A 21,326-nucleotide genomic window follows, 5' to 3' on the forward strand; every position below is an offset into this window, starting at 1 on the left:
AAAACGCGCCTAAGCTGGCGCGTTTTTTTATGCTTTTTATTTCTATAATGCTTTAAGATAATTAACTGCTAAGCCAATAAATAAGGTGACGGTGACACTTAAAAGTGTACCGAGCATAACATATTCGGTGAGTTTTTTATCTTTACTGGCACGTAAGTCGCCAAAGCGAAATACCGATTTTGCTGCTAATAAAAAGCCAACGCCAGCCAACTGATCTAGCAAAATAAATGTAAGCATTAATACTCGCTCAAGCATGCCAATACTTTGCCCCGCTGCTGGTAAACTTCCTGTGGAGCTAAACCCGGTAGTGAGACGCTCTAACATCATACGAATGAACACAGCACTGGGACTCAATACCAGTAAATAGCCACATAGCACCCATAATGTAGTGGGGGTTATCAGCCATTGCCAAATGCTGGTAATAAATTCACTGTTGTCGCTCAACCACACAGTCAGTAGTAGTATCACGACAAGATGAGCAAGTTGATCAATGATAAATGGCACAACCCCTTTGTTTGAATATGATTTTGCTAAATCAATTAAGTAGTGGGTCACGATAACAATAGCTGTGGCAATACCGATACGCGAGAGCTCTTGCCAGCCAAAACTAAACTCCCACCAGCTGACAATTGCTGCTGTAGTTAGACCGTGCACTAGCACATGCAAGTACAGTTTTTTAGCACGAAAGTGACGTGTATTACGGTTATTAACCCAACTCATTGGCTGCCAATAAAAATCAGCTAAAATATGACCGATAAATAATGCAACTAATAACAACATAAAACTCATTTTTTTACTCCTATCACGGCATTAGCAATGGCCTGCTCTGCATAGTCTAAAAAACGCTCGATCAACTGATAATGTGCAAGATTAAGTAACTTGGTCACATTCTCACGACTGGTTTTTAATTGTTTAGCAAGTTCACTATGTTGATTGTTTTCTGCGGTTAAATAGACATATAAGGCATTCGCTTGTTTGTGTGTCATTTTGCTCAGGAGCACGTCAATAAAAGCTAGATTAAGGGCTAAGCCATCATTTTTGAGTTCATCAATACTGCTCAGAGTAAAGCGTTGGTTATGGATTTCGTCAAGACCGCGCCCCGATAATGTAAATGCAGAGCCTGTTGCTGTTTTAATATCGGCTCTAGCATTGTCTATTTCACCAATGGCAAGGCTTTGGCGAATTTCATAGCCGGTGGCTTTAAGATGTAAGTAAAGCAGCACTGCGACACGGCATACTTGGGCTGGTTGATTTATTTGCACCTGAAACGCATCGCCTCGATAAATAATACTTTGTCCTAGATGGCGTTGAGTAATTGCTCGCAAACTTTGGTCGAGCTGGTAGAGCATCGCATCGTAGTCGTGCTTTGGAATATGTTGTGATTTGATCACATCACCGCTGATCACCGCAATCATAAATGTCCTTGATTTAAGTTACATAAAGAAAAGTAACCAACTTTGGTTACATGCTTCAATGTAACTAATTTAGGTTACTTGAAAGCTAAATGCAAGGGCTTGAAATTAATCAGGGTATGCTACAGTAGCGTGATTAATTTAAAAGGGATAACGCATGAGTCAAGAAATACATAGTACAACGGCGAAAAAGCCGAGAGTGGGGATTTTTGTCGATGTCCAAAATATTTATTACACCTGTCGAGAGAGCTACCGAAAAAACTTTGATTACAATGCCTTTTGGGCAAAAATCAGTGATGACTATGATATAGACTGCGCGATTGCATATGCAATCTATCGCGGGGACGAAAAGCAATCTCAATTTCAAAATATTCTTCGTGCGATTGGTTTTGAGGTAAAGCTAAAACCATTTATTCAGCGTAAAGATGGCAGCGCAAAAGGCGATTGGGACGTCGGCATCACCATCGACATGCTAGAACAAGGTAAAAACCTCGACAAAGTTATTTTACTCTCCGGCGACGGGGATTTTGCCTTATTACTGGGTCATTTACAGCATCATTATAATGTACCGTGTGACGTCTATGGCGCTGATAGACTGACGGCTGATGCATTAAAACAAAGTGCGGCACAGTTTTTTTGCATTGATGATTCCCTGTTACTTTGAAACTAATGTATTAAAAACATAACATCATGTTAAAAATATTTGACATGATGTGAGCCCACTCTTATAGTCATTAATGTTAAGTATACTTAACATCAAATTTATTATTATAAGGGGGTGATATGAGTTATACACAAAAATCGCGGTTACTTGAGATGTGCATAACGATGGTTGTGTTGTTTAATTACTTGCAGTCAGTATTATCAATGACGTCAGAAGCTCAGATGGATCCGTTATTAGCAAGTGGCTTGTTGATATCACTTACGATACAAACCGTTGTAATGCTTATTGTGATGCACATTATCTTAGCGATATTTAATACTAAATATGCGAATCAAGCGAAAGATGAACGCGAACAGGCTATTGCCTTAAAAGCAAAAAGTGTTGCACTACTTATTTTACAATTAGGCGTTGTGAACGCGGTGTTTGCAATGCTGATTGACCCACATTTTGGGTTTGCAATTAGTCCGGTTCACCAGTTAGTAATCGCAGCGTTGGTGAGCGAGATAATCGGCGCTGGGGCCGAAGCTTGGCTATTATATAGAGGTTAGAATGGCAAAGTTAGCGATTACTAACACGATCCGTGCATTACGGTTTCAGCATAATGAAATGACGCAGCAGCAATTAGCTGAAGTCGTTGGGGTGACGCGTCAAACAATTGCCGCAATTGAAGCGGCAAGGTATTCACCGTCGCTGGAGGTCGCTTTTAAGATCGCGATTGTTTTTAATCTACCACTAGAAAAAATATTCCAATATCGACAGTGAATCTTTACTAAATTATTATTTTTGGTAAACTGGATGCATATTCTGCATTTTTATTTATGTTTTTTGGCCATTTAAGTTATGAAAATAGTGTTATAAATCACCATTTTTGTTGTTTTTTTAGGTAATAATGTCATTTTTAAACCTTATTATTACGTTAAAAGATAGTCGACACTAATTTAATTGATATTAATTATTTATTTAATTCAGTTAATTAGAGATAAATGTGGGATATGTGAGATTTTTTATAAAAAACTTAATGACAACGCTGTCATTTGTTGTGTAACATTAATTCAACATGGGTTGAGGGTGAATCGCATTAAGATAATAAAAAAACATGCGATTAATACAAATATAAAACGAAGGTTAGAGGTCGTTAAATGATGGCTAAGAGTGCGAATGAGGACCAATTGTATATTGGTATCGACGGTGGCGGAACTAAGTGCCGTGCAACTATATACTCTGTGCAAAACGGGGTATTAGGAACAGGTTTAGGTGGCCCTGCGAATCCATTACATGGGTTGGAGCGCACATTAGAGTCAATAATGGTATCTACACAATTGGCGATGCGCGATGCAGGTTTGCCATTAGAGTCTATTCATCAAGTGTATGCCGGTTTAGGATTGGCGGGTGTTAATTTACCGAACTTATATGAAAAAATAACAGAGTGGGAGCACCCATTTAAACAAATGTTTTTAACTACTGACTTACATACGGCGTGTATCGGGGCTCATGAAGGCGGTGATGGTGCCGTGATAATCACGGGTACTGGTTCATGTGGTTTTTCATATGTAAAAGGGCTGTCGGTGAATTACGGCGGTCATGGTTTTGCACTTGGCGATAAAGGCAGTGGCGCATGGATGGGCTTAGAGGCAATTAAAGCGGTGTTAATGGAGCTAGATGGTTTAGGTCCTCACACGATAATGACGCCAGTGGTTAAAGAGCATTTTAATGTCACCACAGCAATGGGCATTGCAGAGCAAATGGCTGGACAACCGTCAAGTAGCTATGCAAAACTTGCTCGCTATGTATTTGATGCAGCACACCAAGGCGATCAAATCGCTTTAGCCATTGTAAAAGACGGAGCGCAATACGTGAGTCAGTTAGCGCATCGTTTATTAGAGAACAATCCTCCGCGTTTATCTATGATCGGTGGTCTTGCAGAGCCTTTAAATCAATGGCTTGACCCAGCAATTGCAAAACTCGTTGAAGTACCAAAGCAACCGCCTGAAATGGGCGCAATTTATTTTGCACAGCAATCAGTATTAGAGCAAGACCAAAAGGTAGCACTGTAATGAAAACCTTCTATCGCGCGACACGTTTATTCACGGCTGAAAAATTTCTAGATAATGCATTATTCAGCGTTGAAAATGGCGTTTTTCATCTTGAAACTTCCACCACCGGCAGTGTTATTGAGCTAGATGGTTTAGTTGCGCCAGGCTTTATCGATGTACAAGTTAATGGCGGTGGCGGGGCATTTTTTAATGCTGAGCAAAGCACACAATGCTTAGATCGTATTGCAAAAGCGCATGGTCAATTTGGTACAACGGCACTGATGCCAACACTTATCACCGATAAAGTTGAAACCATGCAAGCAGCTGCTGATGCAACAGCAAAAGCAATATGCGAAGGGGTCGCGGGTGTATTAGGTATTCACTTTGAAGGTCCGCATTTGTCTTTTCCAAAAAAAGGCACACACAGTGAGCAGTTTATTCGCCCAATTAGCGAACAAGAATTTGCCATTTATGCGCGTCAAGATTTAGGTATCAAAATGGTTACCTTAGCGCCAGAAAATGTCAGCATTGCTGATATTGAGCGCTTAGTGGCGTGTGGTGTAAAAGTATCACTAGGTCACACTAATGCTGACTATACAACGACAATGGCGGCACTCAATGCTGGCGCCGATGGGTTTACACATTTATATAACGCGATGTCGCCGTTTACATCGCGTGAACCAGGCGTGGTTGGCGCTGCGCTTTGGCATGATAACAGCTGGTGTGGCTTAATTGTTGATGGGCATCATGTAGCTCCATTGTCTGCACAATTAGCTATTCGCACCAAACAGCGCGGCAAAATTATGTTAGTCACTGACGCAATGCCACCAGTGGGTACCGATGATATGGAATTTGATTTTTTTGACGGGCGCAAAGTAATTCGTACTGGGGATAGATTAAACTCAAGTACGGGCGAATTAGCAGGCAGTGTATTAGACATGGCCAGTGCAGTGCGTAATACCATTAATACATTGGATGTAAGCCTCAGTGAAAGTTTACGCATGGCTGCACTGTATCCAGCAGAATATTTAAACCTCAAGAAAAAGGGACGTTTACTTGATGGCTTTGATGCAGACTTTGTGGTGCTCGATGAACATCAGTTTGTAAAAGCCACTTATATTGCAGGTAATGCAGTGTAACGTTTCCCTGTAAAAACCCCGCAGTTGTATCGCGGGGCTTTTTATTTAAGAGTAAAAATAATGACAACAGCACATACAGACACAAAGCCGAGTAAAAAGCGCTTAGCATCTCTTGATGCTTTACGTGGCATGGATATGTTTTGGATTTTAGGTGGGCAATCTATTTTTGCCGCTTTATTTGTTTTAACCGGTTGGACTGGTTGGCAGGTATTTGAAGCGCATACGCTACACAGTGCATGGCATGGATTTACATTTTACGATTTGATTTTTCCGTTATTTATCTTTTTATCAGGTGTGGCGATGGGCTTAGCACCAAAACGCATCGATCACCTGCCATGGCAAGAGCGAAAAGTTTTTTATGCTAAAGCATTAAAGCGGTTATTGCTATTGTGCGGGTTAGGGGTGATGTATAACCATGGTTGGGGCACAGGTATTCCGCTTGCCTTCGATGAAATACGCTATGCGAGTGTACTTGGTCGAATAGCGATTGCATGGTTTTTCTGTGCAATGCTAGTGTGGCATACCAGTATTCGCACACAGCTCTTTACAGCAATCGCTCTCCTGCTAGGGTATTGGATCTTGATGTGTTTTATTCCTGTACCAGGTGGTAACGCTGGTGATTTAAGTGCACAGGGGAGTTGGAATGCATGGTTTGATTCGCATTTTTTACCCGGTATTAGTTATCAAAATAGAGCCGTCGACCCCGAGGGCGTGTTATCGAGTCTACCAGCTATTGTGAATGCCATGTTTGGGGTATTTGCAGGACAACTAATCGCCAGAGCAAGTAAGGTTGGCGAGTGGCAAACAGCAGGCATATTATTTGTTGCAGGTGTTGTGAGTGTTTGCTTAGGTTGGCTTTGGGATTTACAGTTTCCAGTTAATAAAGAATTATGGACCAGTTCATTTGTTTTAGTCACAGTCGGGTGGAGCGCAATATTACTGGCTGTGTTTTATGCAGTGGTTGATATTCTCAATGGCCAAAAATTAGCTTATCCGTTTGTGATTATTGGTGCTAACTCAATCATTATTTATTTGGCATCAAGCTTAGTGAATTGGGAGTTTATAAGCCATAGCGTGTTTGGTGGCTTTATTGCAGCAGCAGCTACCGATTGGCAGCCACTGATTGGCGTTGTTGCGCTTTTGCTGGTGCAAATGCTTTTATTACATTGGATGTATAAGCGCAAAATATTTGTCAGTGTTTAGCTGGCTAATGTACAGCACAGTAAAAAAGGTAAATTTTTATTCACTTTTACTTTACAAACTAAAATTGAATGGTAATAATGACAGCGTTGTCATAATGGTATTGACCAAATAGTGTATCCCTGTTTGGTTTGATCTAAGGCCCAATCCGATTGCACATGGGGTTGGGACTTAGATCCCATTTTTTCATCAACTAATTTAATAACTGAGCAAATTAATATGCAAATAGTAATTTTAAATGATGCAGCAGCCGTAGCAGCATATGGCGCAAATATTTTCGCAACACAATTACAAAAAAAACCAACGTCAGTGCTCGGTTTAGCAACGGGCTCTACGCCAGTTGCGTTATATCAAGAATTAATCGCTAAAAATAAAGCGGGTGAGATTTCATTTTCACAAGCAACAACGTTTAATTTAGATGAATACTTAGGTTTAACGGGCGATCATCCACAAAGTTACCGCCACTTTATGAATGAGCAATTGTTTAGCCATATTGATATAAACAAAGATAACACCTTTGTACCGCCAGGGGATGCCCTAAACCCAATTACAGCATGCAAAGAATACGAAGACAAAATAGTTGCAGCAGGCGGTGTTGATGTACAGTTATTAGGCATCGGACGTAATGGTCACATCGGCTTTAATGAGCCTTCATCAGGTCTGCGTTCACGTACTCGCGTAAAAACACTCACAAAAGCAACGGTAGATGATAATGCCCGTTTTTTTGCTGCTGATGAATATCAGCCACAGTTATCAATTACGATGGGAATTGGTACGATTTTAGAGGCGAAAAAAGTCGTATTACTTGCAACGGGTGAAAATAAAGCGGATGCGGTACGCGCTATGATTGAAGGGCCACTGATGGCTGCATGTCCAGCGTCGGCACTACAGCTTCATCAAGATGCAGTGATTGTAATTGATAAAGCGGCGGCAAGTAAATTAGCCGATTTAGAATTTTATCAGCATATTGAAGCTGAAAATCAAAAATTACAGGCTCATTTAGCTACATTGTAATTACGACAGAATTTATTGTGTGTTTAAAAAAGTCCGTAAGGGCTTTTTTTTTGCCTATTTGTCAGTGAGTAATAATTGGGTTTAAGTAAGTGTTATGGTAGTTTTAGCCATCTAAATAGTAAAAAGGATAAGCATGCTTAATTACAGCCAGATGCCTTTAAACCGTGCATCAAACCTACGTAAAGAGCAACAATGGGTGGCAGCACAAATAAATGAGCAAAGCCGTTGGTTATTGGTGAATAACAATCACACTTTATTTGATATAAATAATATTGCTGTGACTTTTTTAAGCTTTAGTGATGTGAGTCACTTAGCATTAAACGAAGCGATTTTTTTAGGTTTAGATGAGCAGCAAACCAGTCATTTCGCACTTGATGTAAGCAAGCTAGACGAAGCCGTCTTAAGTCAGCTGATAGGTGACGCTGAGTTTGTTGATATTCGCCGCTTTGGGGTGCAAGTGGAAATCGCGCAAGGCTCAATGGCTGCACTGGCACGAGGTTTGTGTTACTGGCATGCAACTCATCGTTTTTGTGGACGTTGTGGCAGCGAAAACGAGCTTGTTGAAGCTGGTCATTCACGTTTATGTAGTAATGATGGGTGTAAACACCAAACGTTTCCGCGAACTGATCCGGCCGTGATCATGGTGGTTACTCGTACATTTGCTGATGGTGTTGAACGCTGTTTACTTGGTCGCCAAGCAATATGGGCACCAGGTATGTATTCGTCTTTAGCTGGTTTTGTTGATCCGGGCGAAAGCTTAGAGCAAGCGGTGGCGCGTGAAGTGATGGAAGAAGCGGGCATTGTGGTTGAAAATGTTAAGTATATTGCCTCGCAGCCGTGGCCATTTCCATCATCGATTATGCTGGGCTTTACCGCTGAAGCTGTTACAGAAAATATCCAGGTTGATAAGGACGAACTAGACGATGCGCAGTGGTTTAGCCGTGAAGAGCTCGCTCAATTTGGCAATTGGCACGAAAAGGGGGAGCATTTAAAGCTACCAAGAGCTGATTCTATTTCGCGCTATTTAATCGACTATTGGTGTAATTTGCAAGATTAAGCATAGTGCAGAGTATGTTCTAACGAAATATTTTAAGGATTAATGATGACGACAAAAAGCAATAAAAATACGCTGTTAGTAAGTACCGGACGTAAAAAAGCATATACTCATGGGGTGGTTAACCCCGTAGTGCAACGTGCATCGACAGTTGTTTTTGATTCAGTGGCAGAGCTTAAAGAAGCGGCAAAAAAACGTGGCGATAAAACACTTTTTTATGGTCGTCGTGGTACTACTACACATTTTGCATTACAAGAAGCGATCACTGAGCTTGAAGGTGGTGAGGGATGTGCGCTTTATCCATGTGGTGCAGCGGCCATTAGCAGCACACTATTGGCTTTTTTGAAAGCGGGCGATCATATCTTAATGGTAGATAATGCCTATGAACCAACGCGTGATTTTTGCGATAAAATTTTAGCTGGCTTTGGCGTTGAGACGACTTATTATCCACCAACAATTGGGGCAGATATTAAAGCGCTGATCAAAGACAACACCAAAGTGCTGTTTTTAGAGTCGCCAGGTTCTATCACCATGGAAATTCAAGATGTACCAGCCATGGTTGCAGTTGCCAATGAGCATGGGGTAATGACCATGCTTGATAACACCTATGGTAATGGCTTGCATTATCGCCCACTTGAACACGGGGTGGATATTAGTATTCAAGCGGCAACTAAATACATTGTGGGTCATTCGGACGTGATGATGGGGGTGGCAGTGGCCAATAAAAAATACTGGCCGACACTTCGAGAAAATTCATATTTACTTGGTCAATGTACGTCGGCTGATGACGCTTATTTAGCGTTAAGAGGCCTGCGCACTATGGCGGTACGTTTAAATCAGCATGAAAAAGCCGCGATCGAAGTCGCTACTTGGTTAGAGCAACATCCGTTGGTTGACCATATTCGTCACCCGGCATTTGCAACGTGTCCGGGTCATGAGTTTTTTAAGCGTGATTTTGATGGTAGTAATGGCTTGTTTTCTTTTGTTATGAAACAAGGTAACCAAAGCGCGATTGATGCTTTTTTAGATAGTTTAGAGCATTTTAAAATGGGCTTCTCGTGGGGCGGCTTCGAGAGTTTAGTGACTGCCAACTTAACTATGAAAGGTTTACGCTCAGCAACTGGTTGGACGCAAGGACCAGTGATCCGCTTACATATAGGCCTTGAAGATGTGGACGATTTGATTGCTGATTTAAGCCAAGCACTCGACATATACCAACAGAATTTGTAGCCTGCGGATCAATAAGACTACATTATTTGTTACAAAGCTCGTATTAATACGGGTTTTTTTTTGCTAGTAATTCAACACGTTTGCCCTTAGTGTAAGCTGTATATAGATTAATAAGGAATATCTGTGACGCAACTCCACCCTCAGCGATTATTAAAGATTGCCCAGTTTGAACTAGTGAGATTATTTTTGACCAAGCGCGGCTTACTTGCTGTTGCCGCATTTTCGATTTGTTGGTTATTGATTTTACGTTATCCGATAGGTCAAGCTGTCAGCTTAATTAGTTCGCCCCAAATAGCCGATTTAGCACAACAAGTGTTTGGCGCTATTGGGCTGAGTAAATTACTCGATTGGCCTGAAGCTGAATTAGCTATGTATTGGTTAATTGCATTGTATAGCTTTCCCAGCTTTTGCTTGTTTTTATGTAGCGACCAACTTGTTGGTGATAAACAACGAGGAACACTACGCTTTTTATCTCTTAGAGCTACCCGTAATGAAATGTTATTTGGCCGCTTTTTAGGACAGGTATTTATTTTAGCAGCATTACTACTTGTTACCTTGGTAGCTTCAGTTGCGGTTATGGTATTTAGAGATCCAGCATTATTAGTCAGTGGCATAAGTCGCAGCTTTATTTTGTTCTGTTATTTATTAATTGCTGTTTTGCCCTTTATAGCACTAATGACGTTGTTAAATACTTTTGCACGCTCAGCGCGTTTAACTGTAGTGCTTGCCGTATTATTTTTTGCTGGCGGAAATATTGTGGTCAGTATTTTAAGCTGGCAAATACCCGTTTTGGCAATGCTTGATTATGTTTTCCCTGGCGTACAACTTGATCAAATGGCAGGACAAAACGCAGGAATATTTAATAGCATTGGCATTCCGTTAATACAAACTACCGTGATGCTAGCGATTGCTCAGCGTATTTTTGCAAGGAGTTCTCTATGAGCACACTAATACACGCAACAGGTTTAACTAAGCAGTATGGTAATAAATTGGCCCTTGATCAGGTAAGTTTTGAGATACAGCAAGGCGCGTCAGTAGCACTGGTTGGGCCAAATGGTGCAGGCAAAACCACCTTGTTTAGTTTGTTATGCGGTTATATTTTACCAACAAAAGGCACGCTCAATATTATTGGACATAATCCAGGTAGTAGTGAATTGTTTGGCAAGCTCAGTGCGTTACCGCAAGATGCTCAACTTGATCCGCGCTTTAGTATCGCTCACCAACTGGCGTTTTATGGCCAGCTACAAGGGCTGTCAAATAAGCAAAGCCAAGCAGAAGCGATCCGCGTACTTGAGTTAGTCGGACTAGCTGACGTTGCTAAACAGCGTTCTGATGATTTATCACATGGAATGCGTAAACGTGTCACCATAGGTCAAGCGCTGATCGGGAAACCACAAATAGTCATGCTGGATGAAGCAACCGCTGGGCTTGATCCTATTCATGCTCGCGAAGTACGCGAAGTGGTTGCGAATCTTAGCAGTGAGGCTACCTTTATTTTAAGTTCGCATGATTTAACTGAACTAGAACGCTTATGTTCACATGTACTGCACCTTGATAAAGGTAAGCTCACAGAGCATCCAACGCACAGTGATAATAGCGAACTAGAGTCTGGATTTATTACATTGTTATTGAGCGAGCATTACCCGGATGTTGAAGAGAAAATACAAGCTTTAGCAGAAGTGTCTAAAGTGTATATGAGCCAAGCTAAAGAATATGTTATTGAGTACCAAAAAACGGCGACACCATTTGATATCACCATACTGCAACATTGTTATCAGCAAGGTTGGCGGTATCGCCAATTGGTAAACGGCCATACATTAGAAAATCAAATATTTAAACAGGAGCAAATATAATGGGTTTATTAAGTGGTTTAATGGGTAATGCCAGTGAAATTGATGACAATGATTTAGAAAAAGTATTGGCAAATACACTGATTGAAGGTGAACAAGTTGAAAAGGCCTATAAAGTGGTACGTGACATGTTTATTTTTACTAACAAACGTTTAATTTTGTTGGATAAGCAGGGGGTCACTGGCTTAAAAATAGAGATGATCAGTATTGCTTATTCAAAAATTACTAAGTTTAGTAAAGAAAGTGCAGGTCATTTTGATTTAGATGCTGAATTAAAAATTTGGGTTGGCTCTGATCCAACACCGATCAGCAAAGACTTTAAATCGGGTGATAATATCAATGATGTGTACCGGATAATCAGCCAGTACGCGCTTTGATCATAATTGAACTTTTAAAACGGTAGCGATTAACATTCCTATTCGCTACCTTTTTTTTACACTTCCTTACATCCACTTACATTTTTATAATAAAATACAAGCACTTAGTTAAGTTTCAATTCAGTTTACTCGCGTTAGGATGTGCCCCGTCTTAACCAACCGGTTAAACGTTAAACCTTGTAGCAATAAAACAATGTAAAATAGGGAAATCTTTTTATGAAAAAATTAGCAGTTATTATTTCGAGTATTCTTCTTTCTAGTGCCGCGACTGCTGCGGATAACTATCAGTCAATCAGCCATTTAGGATATATGGATACCGATGGCAACGACACAGTTAGTGTTGATTCAAAATATTACTTCTCACCAAAAGCAACATTAGGTCCTTACGATCAATTTGAGTATATTAACAAGCAAACCAACGTATATGGTTCATACATTGATAATGACTTTAGCGATGTAACAACTATCGGTGGTGAGTACTTTGTTGAAAATTTTGTGGTAGGTGCTCAATATAGCAACCTTGATGTTGATTCTGTTTCAAGCAAAGACGTATTTAATGTATCAGCAGGTTACTTTTTTAATCCAAATTTATTATTAAAAGCGACATTCATTGACGTTGAAGATGGCGAAAATTCAGTAATATTTGATCTTGCTTATGATCATAAACTTAATAGCACAGATTACATCGGTTTCACTGTAACATCTGATGACGAGTTTGATTACCGCGCTGTGAACGCTAAATACTTCATGGATCTTAAGCAAGGTAACTACCTAACTGTTGAAGGTACTATTTCAGATACTGACGACAGTGGTAGTTCATGGGAATTAGGTTCTAATTACTACTTCACTAAAGCGACATCAGCGTTTGTTACATTTAATAAAAACGATGATTACACTTTTGGTGCTCAACATTTCTTCAACAAAAATGTTGGCTTAAAAGCTGGTTACGGCAATAACTGGGATGATTCTGGTTATGACGCTTACTTTGCAAATGTAAGCTTACAGTTCTAATCAAACTGTAATACTAGTACTGCAATACTAAAAAAGCCCGCTCAATTGAGCGGGCTTTTGCATTTTTGTTATTTAACTAAGTTTACTTACCAACCACATTGTCGGCCTTTATTTTGCTCATCAAGGTATTTTTGCAGTGGCGCAAAGTAATCAAGTAGGGCTGTTGCATCCATTTCAGGTTTACCTGTTACGGTGGCTAATGCTTCTTGCCAAGGGCGGCTTGAACCCATTTCTAGCATAGCATTGAGTTTTTCACCTGCTTCTTTAGAGTTGTATACTGAGCAGCGATGAATGGCTTCTTTGTTACCTGCTATTTCACATAAACTACGGTGGAAATCAAACTGTAAAATATGCGCTAAGAAGTAACGTGTATATGGTGTATTACCTGGCACATGATATTTTGCACCTGGATCAAAGTCAGCTTCGCTTCGTGTGATAGGTGCTTTTACACCTTGGTATTTTTCACGTAATTCCCACCATGCCTTATTGTAGTTTTCAGGGGTTACTGCACCTGAAAATACTTGCCAACGCCATTGGTCCACAAGTAAACCAAATGGAATAAACGCTACTTTATCTAGCGCCATTTTCATCAGTAAGCCAATGTCTTTCGATTCATCAGGCACTTGCTCTAATAAACCAATTTCTTTTAAGTAACCAGGTGTTACCGAAAGCGCAATAGTATCGCCAATGGCTTCGTGGAAACCGTCGTTAGCACTTTCTTGATAATAAAGCGGTTGGGTATTGTAAGCGCGTTGATAAAAGTTGTGACCTAACTCATGGTGAATAACTGAGAATTCTTCACCAGTACGCTGAATACACATTTTAATGCGTAAATCGTCTTTACTATCTATATTCCACGCTGAAGCATGGCACTGTACATCACGATCGGCAGGTTTAGTGAATAACGAACGTTGGTAAAAGGTGTCAGGTAAAGGTGCAAATCCCATTGAGGTGAAAAATTTTTCAGCGCCGCGTACCATTTTAAGTTCATCGTAGTTATGCTCGGCTAATAATGCGGTTACATCATAACCAGGATCGGCATTTTCAGGTGCGACTACATTATAAATGTTGCCCCACGATTGCGCCCACATATTACCTAATAAATGCGCTGGGATAGGTTGGTCTTGGGGTACTTTGTCTTCACCGTATTTTTCACCTAACTTAGCACGAACATGACAATGCAGCGAATCATATAATGGTTTTACTTGCCCCCAAATACGATCAAGTTCTTTGGCAAAATCATCTGCTGGCATATCATACTTACTACGCCACATTGCACCAGTGTCTGCATAACCAAGCTCTTTAGCGCCTTCATTGGTTAATACAACTTGTTGTTCATACAGTGGACGCATTGGTTTTGATACCTGGCGCCAACCTTGCCATAAATCAAGCAGTTCGTTGTAATCACGGCTGGTGGCCATTGTTGCAGTCATATCACCTAGGCTTAAACAGCTGCCATCGTCTTTACAATATTTACCTTTACCATATATACCGCCAAGTTCAGCCACAAGCTGTGATAGTTTTGCTGTTTTTTCTGCATCTTGTGGGGCAGGTAAAGTCAGTGCCAGTTTTAATTTGTCGAGTTTACGACGTGCGTCATAATCAAGTTCGAGAGAGTCAAACTGTGCAGCTTCGTTAGCAAGGCGAACCACCGCTTCGGTCATTTTACGATTTACTTCAGCTGATAGGGCTGATGTATCATGCGTTATAAAGTTAGCGTAAATCCATTCCGCGCGACTTGATTCTAGATATAAAGCACTGAGCTCTTGCTCTGTTGTATCTAAAAAGGCTTGCGCGTCTTTTGCAGTTACCGGCGCAGGGCTTGCAACTTGAGTTACTGTGTTAGTGGCTTCTTGGTTACAGCCGCTCAATGCTAATGTGCTGGCAACCATTATTGCGCTCAAACTGAGCTTAAAATGTGGAGTAGTCATGTTGGTCCTTATATTTGTTATTTATCGTGTAGGATGATAGCAGCGTCTATGTGTTAGGCAAAGTTTATCAATAACCGACTCTTAAGCTCAGGCCATGCGAGTTTATAGTGGCATTGTATTTATTAAAGGATCGGTCATAATTAAGCCAATCTGTTTTATTAATTAATAAGGATAGTTTCCATGTCAGTGTTTATTTTGTTACTGGTGTTGGTGATAGTTATTTTTGCGGTTAAAGATATCCGCTTAAATCTCGTCAGCCGCCCGACATTTAAAATGTTTAAAAAGGTATTACCGCCGCTTTCGCAAACTGAGCGTGAAGCGATGGAAGCGGGCGACGTGTGGTGGGATGGAGAACTATTTAGTGGCAATCCTGATTGGCAATTACTTCACAGCTACCCAAAGCCAGAGTTGAGCGAAAAAGAGCGAATATTTTTAGACAATGAAGTGGAAACACTGTTGGCGATGCTTGATGACTATCACATTGTGCAAAAAGATAAAGACTTGCCAAAAGAAGTATGGGATTACCTAAAGACCCAAGGTTTCTTTGCGCTGATCATTCCCGAGAAATTTGGCGGACGCCAGTTTTCAGCAATCGCAAACTCAACCATTGTAGCTAAAATCGCCACTAAAAGCTTAACAGCAGCAGTGACCGTGATGGTGCCCAATAGCTTAGGCCCTGGGGAATTACTATTACATTATGGTACAAAAGAGCAGCAAGAGCGCTGGTTACCTTCACTTGCGAAGGGGGATGATGTGCCGTGTTTTGCTCTAACAGGCCCTGAAGCCGGCTCTGATGCTGGCAGTATTCCTGACTCTGGCGTAGTGTGTAAGGGTGAGTTTGAAGGCCAAGAAGTTGTAGGCTTACGATTAAATTGGTCAAAACGCTATATTACGCTTGCACCCGTAGCAACGGTTCTTGGACTTGCTTTTAAAATGTATGATCCCGATGGATTACTTGGTAAACATAAAGAGCTAGGTATAACCTGTGCGCTGATCCCAACAGATCACCCTGGTGTGGAAACGGGGGAGCGCCATTATCCATTGAATATGGCGTTTATGAATGGCACAACCTACGGTAAAGATGTATTTATTCCTCTTGATTGGATCATTGGCGGTCAAAAAGGGGCAGGACGAGGTTGGCGGATGTTGGTTGAGTGCTTAAGTGCCGGGCGCGGTATTTCATTACCAGCATTGAGCAGTGCAACAGGGCATTTATGTGCCCGTATGACATCGGCCTATGCAATGGTACGTCAACAATTTGGTGTTTCTATCGGGCAGTTTGAAGGCGTGCAAGAGGCGCTGGCTCGCATTGGTGGACTAACCTATAGTCTTGAATCATGCCGCTTAATGACTGCCGGAGCCATTGATTTAAAATTAAGCCCATCAGTGGTGACTGCGATTGCCAAATATCATATGACAGAGATGGGCCGCACGGTAATGAATGATGCTATGGACATTCATTCAGGTAAGGGGATCCAAGTGGGGCCAAATAACTATTTAGCGCACGGTTATATGGGCATTCCAGTATCAATTACCGTTGAAGGGGCGAATATATTAACCCGTAATCTGATGATCTTCGGTCAAGGTGCAACTCGTTGCCACCCATTTGTACTCAAAGAAATGGAAGCCGCAGCAATGGAAGATGACGATCTCGCGTTAAAAGAATTTGATTCATTATTACTGCAGCATATTTTATTTGCCGCTACTAATGCGAGTATGGCTTTTATACATGGATTAACGCGAAGCTATTTTGCAAAATCGCCCGTTTGTGGTGAGACTGCTTCATATTATAAGCAATTAGGGCGTATGAGCCGAGGACTTGCCTTTAGCACTGATGTGGCAATGTTAGTACTTGGTGGTGAGCTTAAACGTAAAGAGATGATTTCAGCGCGTTTAGGGGATGTCTTAAGCCACTTATACTTAGCATCTTGTGTATTAAAACGTTTTGAAGACGAGGGGCGTCAACAAGCTGATCTTCCGTTCGTAAAATATGCGGTTGAATTGTCACTGTTTGAAATTGGCCAAGCATTTGACGGTTTTTTCAAAAACTTTTCAAACCCGGTTATTAACTTCATCCTAAAACGTATTGTATTTCCGCTTGGTAATCATTACCAGCGCCCAAGTGATGAACTTGCACAAACAATTTGTGAGCATATGACGCAACCAGGGGTATTTAGAAACCGCTTAACTCATTTATGTTATGTGGATGATAAAGCGGGTACTGGTGTGATGGAGAATGCATTTATAGCGATGCATGATACCAGCGCCGCCTTCAAACGATTGAAGAAATGGCAACGTGACGGCACACTTAACCGTAATGCTGATATAGCAACTGCAATCGACAGTGCGCTTGAAAAACAGTTAATAACTGATGAGCAAGGCGAAAAGCTACATGCTGCAAATAACCTACGCAAACAGGCTATTGCGGTAGATAATTATCAGCCAGGTGAACTGTAATAGCGAAAACTAACAAGCCTTGCTGCGAGCAAGGCTAGTTAAGTGGTCTAAATATTTAATATAAAGCGTTAGCGTGCAAATGGATCGGCATTGATTTTATCAACGTACCAATTGCCTTTTTTACGCACCATTTTTACGCTGCGCATATCATCAACTTTATTCCCATTGAAGTGGCCTGTGAAAATAAGGTTGATATTGGCTGTATCGCCATATTGTTCTCTTAAACTCATATTAGTCATATCAACTTCAATTACTACATCATCGTATTGCATGTTGACTAAATTGCGGGCAAATTGTTTTGAGGTGCCGTAAGAGTTCATGATCCGCGCCATTTTAGGTGTGGCCATAGTACTGGCTTTGCTTAGGTCGTTTTCGTTATAAAGCGTATCAAAAAATAGTGCAGCGCTATTTCCTGGAGTATTTTTTTCACCTTTTGGTGAATCTTCATTTCCACAGCCGCTCATTAGCAGTAAAAATGTAGCAGTGCAAAGAGTTATAAATGATTTCATTAGATAAATAGATTTATTAGTGATGATTTAGTGTGTGACGAAATGCGACAGATGTAAAGTTTACGGTAAGAATTAGTGATGTGAATGCAATAAATAATAAAAAAGGATGCAGTTTGCATCCTTTTTCAAAAGCTATTTAAACTTATTGAACCAGCTCTTGCTCTGAAAACTCTTCAGCAAAAAGTGGGCTTGATAAATAACGCTCAGTTGCACTAGGTAAAATTACTACGACATTTTTACCTGCATTTTCAGGTAACTCCGCAATGCGCTTTGCTGCAACAACCGCAGCGCCAGATGAAATACCAACTAATATACCTTCTTTTTTCATCAGCTCATGAGCCATTGCTATACATTCTTCATTAGACACTTGCTCTACACCATCGATCATTGATAGGTCTAAATTACCAGGAATAAAGCCTGCGCCAATACCTTGAATTTTATGTGGCCCAGGTTTAATTTCTTCACCCGCGAGTGTTTGGCTGATCACTGGCGAATTAGTTGGTTCAACAGCGATTGACTTTACATTAAGGCCTTTTTCAAGTTTCAAATAACGGCTGACACCAGTAATTGTACCTCCAGTACCCACACCAGCCACAAAGAAATCAACTTTTCCATCTAATGCATTAAAGATTTCTGGGCCTGTTGTTTCAAAGTGAATTTTAGGGTTTGCAGGGTTTTCGAATTGTTGTAATAAAATAAACTTTTCAGGGGCTGATGCTTGAATTTCCTTTGCCTTAGCGATCGCACCATTCATACCTTTAGCACCATCTGTTAAGACTAAATTAGCACCTAATGCTTTTAGTAACTTACGACGTTCAAGACTCATGGTGTTTGGCATTGTAAGCGTAAGTTTGTATCCACGCGAGGCCGCAACAAACGCCAAAGCGATACCTGTGTTACCTGAAGTTGGTTCAATCAGCTCTTTATCTTTAGTCAGCTCACCTGATTTTTCAGCTTCCCAGATCATTGATGCACCAATACGGCATTTAATGCTAAAGCTAGGATTACGAGATTCTATTTTAGCAAAAACATTACCTGTCGTTACACGGTTTAGTTTTACTAACGGTGTGTTACCAATACTGAGTGAGTTATCTTCAAAAATAGTAGACATAATGTTCCCTTAGGTGCAATTTATTCAATCGTGACCGATTTTTATTGTAAATCGATCTGTAATAGTGACACTTTACTGCTGAATTAAAAAAACTAAAGTAAAGTTTGGCTATAAGATATATCTATTCGGCTTATAACTGAATGAAATAAAAACAGCGACAGCTTGTATGTATAGTTATTAAAACAAAAATACTATCAGGTATGCTGACATAGGATTATTAGGGATACAAATACTGACCAAAATTTATATGCGCTAGATCATAATGAATTGCCTAGTAGATATTATAATGAACAAATTAGACGGGCGTTTAACGCTAAAAGTGATTGTATTTTGTGCAAACAGGCTGTTGTTGAGCGGTTTTATGATACATATAATTAAAAACATGCTAAAACCTCACCCATCAAAATTTATGAAGTGATGACAATGACGTTAATCTTAAAATTAATTGCCGGTATATTGGCCGGTATTTTAGTGGGTTTATATGTTCCACTAACGGGAGTTGAACTCCTTTACACGGTAAAAGAAATAATTGGCCAACTGATCACTTTTACTATTCCACTAATTATTTTATTTTTTATAGCATCAGGTATTGCTGGTTTACCAAAAGGCTCAGGCCATCTGTTAGGTAAAACCGTTGGTTTCGCCTACGGTTCGACCATTATTGCAGGCACATTAGCAGTGATGGTTGTTAGTGCAATTATTCCGTTATTTGATGGCGGTTTAACCTTCGAAGCTGAAATAGCCACCGAAGTGGCAAGTTTTATTGATTTAGAGATCCCACCATTGATGGGTGTTATGACTGCGCTTGCGACAGCGTTTGTGTTTGGTATCGGTATGAGCCAATTAGAGCTAGAGACCTTGAAAAAAGTATCGGATCAGGGCCGCGATGTGATTGATGGTTTGCTAGCAAAAGTTATTATCCCAGCATTACCGTTTTATATTGCAGGTGTGTTTGCTGAGATGACAGTTGCAGGCACTGTTGTTGATACCTTACAAACGTTTGGTGTGGTGTTGATTGCTGCATTAATCATGCATTGGGTATGGTTAAGTATTCTTTATATCGGTACGGGTATCTTATTAAAACGCAACCCAGTTGAATTAATTAAAAATATGCTCCCAGCTTACTTTACAGCCTTAGGCACTATGTCTAGTGCTGCGACTATTCCAGTGTCTTTACGCTCAAGCAAAGCAAATAATGTAAAAGAAGATGTTGCTAACTTTACTGTACCTTTGTGTGCGACTATTCATCTATCTGGCTCAACGATCACTATCGTAACTTGCGCGATGGCGGTGATGTTTTTATCACCAAACATGGATGTACCATCATTATTTGGGATGTTGCCGTTTATTATGATGCTAGGTGTGGTAATGATTGCCGCACCGGGTGCTCCGGGCGGAGCCGTCATGTCTGCGCTGGGTTTGTTAACCAGTATGCTCGGTTTCAATGAAGGTGCTGTGGCGTTAATGATAGCGCTTTATTTGGCTCAGGATAGTTTTGGTACAGCCTGTAATGTTACCGGTGATGGTGTAATTGCTTTGTGGGTTGACCGCTTCAGTGAAAAAACGCCATCTTAAATTAGTTATCTGAAACGATAATTGAGTTATCGTTTCAGATTTTCTGTGTTAGTGTGACCAATTAAATTGTCATATTGACGTGCTGTTAGGTTATATGAGGGTGTCCCATTGATTAATGTACTTTTAGTTGATGACCATGAGCTCGTACGAACGGGTATCAAACGTATTTTAGATGATGTTCGTGGGTTTAAAGTAATTGGTGAAGCTAAAACAGGTGAAGAAGCGGTACAATTTTGCCGTCAGCATTCTCCTGATATTGTGCTAATGGACATGAATATGCCAGGTATTGGCGGATTAGAAGCGACCAAGAAAATTTGTCGCTATTGCCCTGATGTGAAAATTATTGTACTAACAGTACATTGTGAAGACCCATTCCCAAGTAAAGTGATGCAAATTGGCGCTCATGGTTACTTAACCAAAGGGGCGGGCTCTGATGAAATGGTTAATGCAATTCGCGCAGTAAATGCAGGGCAACGCTATATTGCACCAGAAATAGCTCAACAAATTGCCCTTGCGCAAGTGACGGGTCGTACTGATGAAAGTCCATTTCAGAGTTTATCTGAACGTGAATTACAGATCATGTTAATGATCACTAAAGGTGAAAAAGTACAAGACATTGCCGAACGCCTTAATTTAAGTTCTAAAACAGTGAACAGCTATCGCTATAGAATGTTTGAAAAGCTGAATGTGGGTGGTGATGTTGAATTAACTCATTTGGCTATTCGTCATAAGATGATCGACATCGACAGCGCCCACTAG

21 protein-coding genes are annotated in these 21,326 nt (G+C 40.6%); 16 read left to right on the forward strand and 5 right to left on the reverse strand.

Annotation, left to right across the window (positions count from 1 at the left end):
• Positions 1–42: 42 nt before the first annotated feature.
• Complete coding sequence (locus PVK79_RS12190) at positions 43–789, reverse strand: DUF3307 domain-containing protein (RefSeq protein WP_149982955.1); 747 nt, start codon at positions 787–789, stop codon at positions 43–45.
• Positions 786–1,415 carry a hypothetical protein gene (locus PVK79_RS12195; protein ID WP_257325698.1) on the reverse strand — a complete coding sequence of 210 codons (630 nt, stop codon included), beginning with the start codon at positions 1,413–1,415 and terminating at the stop codon, positions 786–788. The genes PVK79_RS12190 and PVK79_RS12195 overlap by 4 nt, the downstream gene beginning before the upstream one ends.
• Positions 1,416–1,569: 154 nt before the next feature.
• On the opposite strand from PVK79_RS12195, the gene PVK79_RS12200 reads away from it, so the two are divergent.
• The 13 genes from PVK79_RS12200 to PVK79_RS12260 all read left to right on the forward strand — a co-directional run bounded on the left by PVK79_RS12200 (position 1,570) and on the right by PVK79_RS12260 (position 12,984).
• Positions 1,570–2,076, forward strand: a complete 507-nt coding sequence (locus tag PVK79_RS12200) for a LabA-like NYN domain-containing protein (protein WP_179959226.1) — start codon at positions 1,570–1,572, stop codon at positions 2,074–2,076.
• A gap of 119 nt (positions 2,077–2,195) precedes the next feature.
• Positions 2,196–2,624 carry a hypothetical protein gene (locus PVK79_RS12205; protein WP_257325700.1) on the forward strand — a complete coding sequence of 143 codons (429 nt, stop codon included), beginning with the start codon at positions 2,196–2,198 and terminating at the stop codon, positions 2,622–2,624.
• 1 nt (position 2,625) lies between these two features.
• Entirely contained in the window at positions 2,626–2,838 is a 213-nt protein-coding gene (locus tag PVK79_RS12210) for a helix-turn-helix transcriptional regulator (RefSeq protein ID WP_149982957.1), read from the forward strand.
• Positions 2,839–3,215: 377 nt separating this feature from the next.
• Complete coding sequence (nagK, locus tag PVK79_RS12215; RefSeq protein ID WP_257325701.1) at positions 3,216–4,130, forward strand: N-acetylglucosamine kinase; 915 nt, start codon at positions 3,216–3,218, stop codon at positions 4,128–4,130.
• Positions 4,130–5,248 (forward strand): N-acetylglucosamine-6-phosphate deacetylase, encoded by a 1,119-nt coding sequence (gene nagA / locus PVK79_RS12220; protein ID WP_257325702.1) that lies wholly within the window; start codon positions 4,130–4,132, stop codon positions 5,246–5,248. The genes nagK and nagA overlap by 1 nt, the downstream gene beginning before the upstream one ends.
• A 60-nt stretch (positions 5,249–5,308) precedes the next feature.
• On the forward strand, positions 5,309–6,451 hold the full coding sequence (gene nagX / locus PVK79_RS12225; protein WP_145242319.1) for a transmembrane glucosamine N-acetyltransferase NagX: 1,143 nt from the start codon (positions 5,309–5,311) through the stop codon (positions 6,449–6,451).
• Positions 6,452–6,667: 216 nt separating this feature from the next.
• On the forward strand, positions 6,668–7,462 hold the full coding sequence (nagB, locus tag PVK79_RS12230) for a glucosamine-6-phosphate deaminase (protein ID WP_145242317.1): 795 nt from the start codon (positions 6,668–6,670) through the stop codon (positions 7,460–7,462).
• A 133-nt stretch (positions 7,463–7,595) separates the two neighbouring features.
• Positions 7,596–8,519 carry an NAD(+) diphosphatase gene (gene nudC, locus PVK79_RS12235; protein WP_145242315.1) on the forward strand — a complete coding sequence of 308 codons (924 nt, stop codon included), beginning with the start codon at positions 7,596–7,598 and terminating at the stop codon, positions 8,517–8,519.
• Positions 8,520–8,564: 45 nt separating this feature from the next.
• Complete coding sequence (locus tag PVK79_RS12240; RefSeq protein ID WP_145242376.1) at positions 8,565–9,746, forward strand: cystathionine beta-lyase; 1,182 nt, start codon at positions 8,565–8,567, stop codon at positions 9,744–9,746.
• 123 nt (positions 9,747–9,869) lie between these two features.
• Complete coding sequence (locus PVK79_RS12245) at positions 9,870–10,688, forward strand: ABC transporter permease subunit (protein ID WP_145242314.1); 819 nt, start codon at positions 9,870–9,872, stop codon at positions 10,686–10,688.
• Positions 10,685–11,599, forward strand: coding sequence for an ABC transporter ATP-binding protein (locus PVK79_RS12250; RefSeq protein WP_257325705.1), 915 nt, complete (start codon positions 10,685–10,687; stop codon positions 11,597–11,599). The genes PVK79_RS12245 and PVK79_RS12250 overlap by 4 nt, the downstream gene beginning before the upstream one ends.
• Positions 11,599–11,973: a PH domain-containing protein gene (locus tag PVK79_RS12255; protein ID WP_257325706.1), complete on the forward strand. Its 375-nt coding sequence runs from the start codon at positions 11,599–11,601 to the stop codon at positions 11,971–11,973. The genes PVK79_RS12250 and PVK79_RS12255 overlap by 1 nt, the downstream gene beginning before the upstream one ends.
• A 216-nt stretch (positions 11,974–12,189) precedes the next feature.
• The gene (locus PVK79_RS12260) at positions 12,190–12,984 is read left to right on the forward strand and encodes a putative porin (RefSeq protein WP_145242308.1); all 795 of its coding nucleotides are present in this window, start codon (positions 12,190–12,192) and stop codon (positions 12,982–12,984) included.
• An 86-nt stretch (positions 12,985–13,070) separates the two neighbouring features.
• On the opposite strand, the gene PVK79_RS12265 is transcribed toward PVK79_RS12260, so the two are convergent.
• Positions 13,071–14,915, reverse strand: a complete 1,845-nt coding sequence (locus PVK79_RS12265) for a M2 family metallopeptidase (RefSeq protein ID WP_257325707.1) — start codon at positions 14,913–14,915, stop codon at positions 13,071–13,073.
• Between the two features lie 180 nt (positions 14,916–15,095).
• On the opposite strand from PVK79_RS12265, the gene PVK79_RS12270 reads away from it, so the two are divergent.
• A complete protein-coding gene (locus tag PVK79_RS12270) occupies positions 15,096–17,372 on the forward strand; it encodes an acyl-CoA dehydrogenase (protein WP_145242304.1) in 2,277 nt (758 codons plus the stop codon).
• Between the two features lie 68 nt (positions 17,373–17,440).
• Here the strand turns inward: PVK79_RS12270 and PVK79_RS12275 are convergent, their stop codons facing one another.
• Both PVK79_RS12275 and cysK read right to left on the reverse strand, forming a co-directional pair.
• Positions 17,441–17,836, reverse strand: coding sequence for a hypothetical protein (locus PVK79_RS12275; protein WP_392352533.1), 396 nt, complete (start codon positions 17,834–17,836; stop codon positions 17,441–17,443).
• Between the two features lie 187 nt (positions 17,837–18,023).
• Positions 18,024–18,992: a cysteine synthase A gene (gene cysK / locus PVK79_RS12280; protein ID WP_145242300.1), complete on the reverse strand. Its 969-nt coding sequence runs from the start codon at positions 18,990–18,992 to the stop codon at positions 18,024–18,026.
• Between the two features lie 423 nt (positions 18,993–19,415).
• Here cysK and PVK79_RS12285 point away from each other — a divergent pair, with 423 nt between their 5' ends.
• Entirely contained in the window at positions 19,416–20,567 is a 1,152-nt protein-coding gene (locus PVK79_RS12285) for a dicarboxylate/amino acid:cation symporter (RefSeq protein ID WP_182779119.1), read from the forward strand.
• Between the two features lie 108 nt (positions 20,568–20,675).
• Positions 20,676–21,326 carry a UvrY/SirA/GacA family response regulator transcription factor gene (gene uvrY, locus PVK79_RS12290; protein WP_016707677.1) on the forward strand — a complete coding sequence of 217 codons (651 nt, stop codon included), beginning with the start codon at positions 20,676–20,678 and terminating at the stop codon, positions 21,324–21,326.

This window comes from Pseudoalteromonas rhizosphaerae (assembly GCF_028885455.1).
GTDB classification, from domain to species: domain Bacteria; phylum Pseudomonadota; class Gammaproteobacteria; order Enterobacterales; family Alteromonadaceae; genus Pseudoalteromonas; species Pseudoalteromonas rhizosphaerae.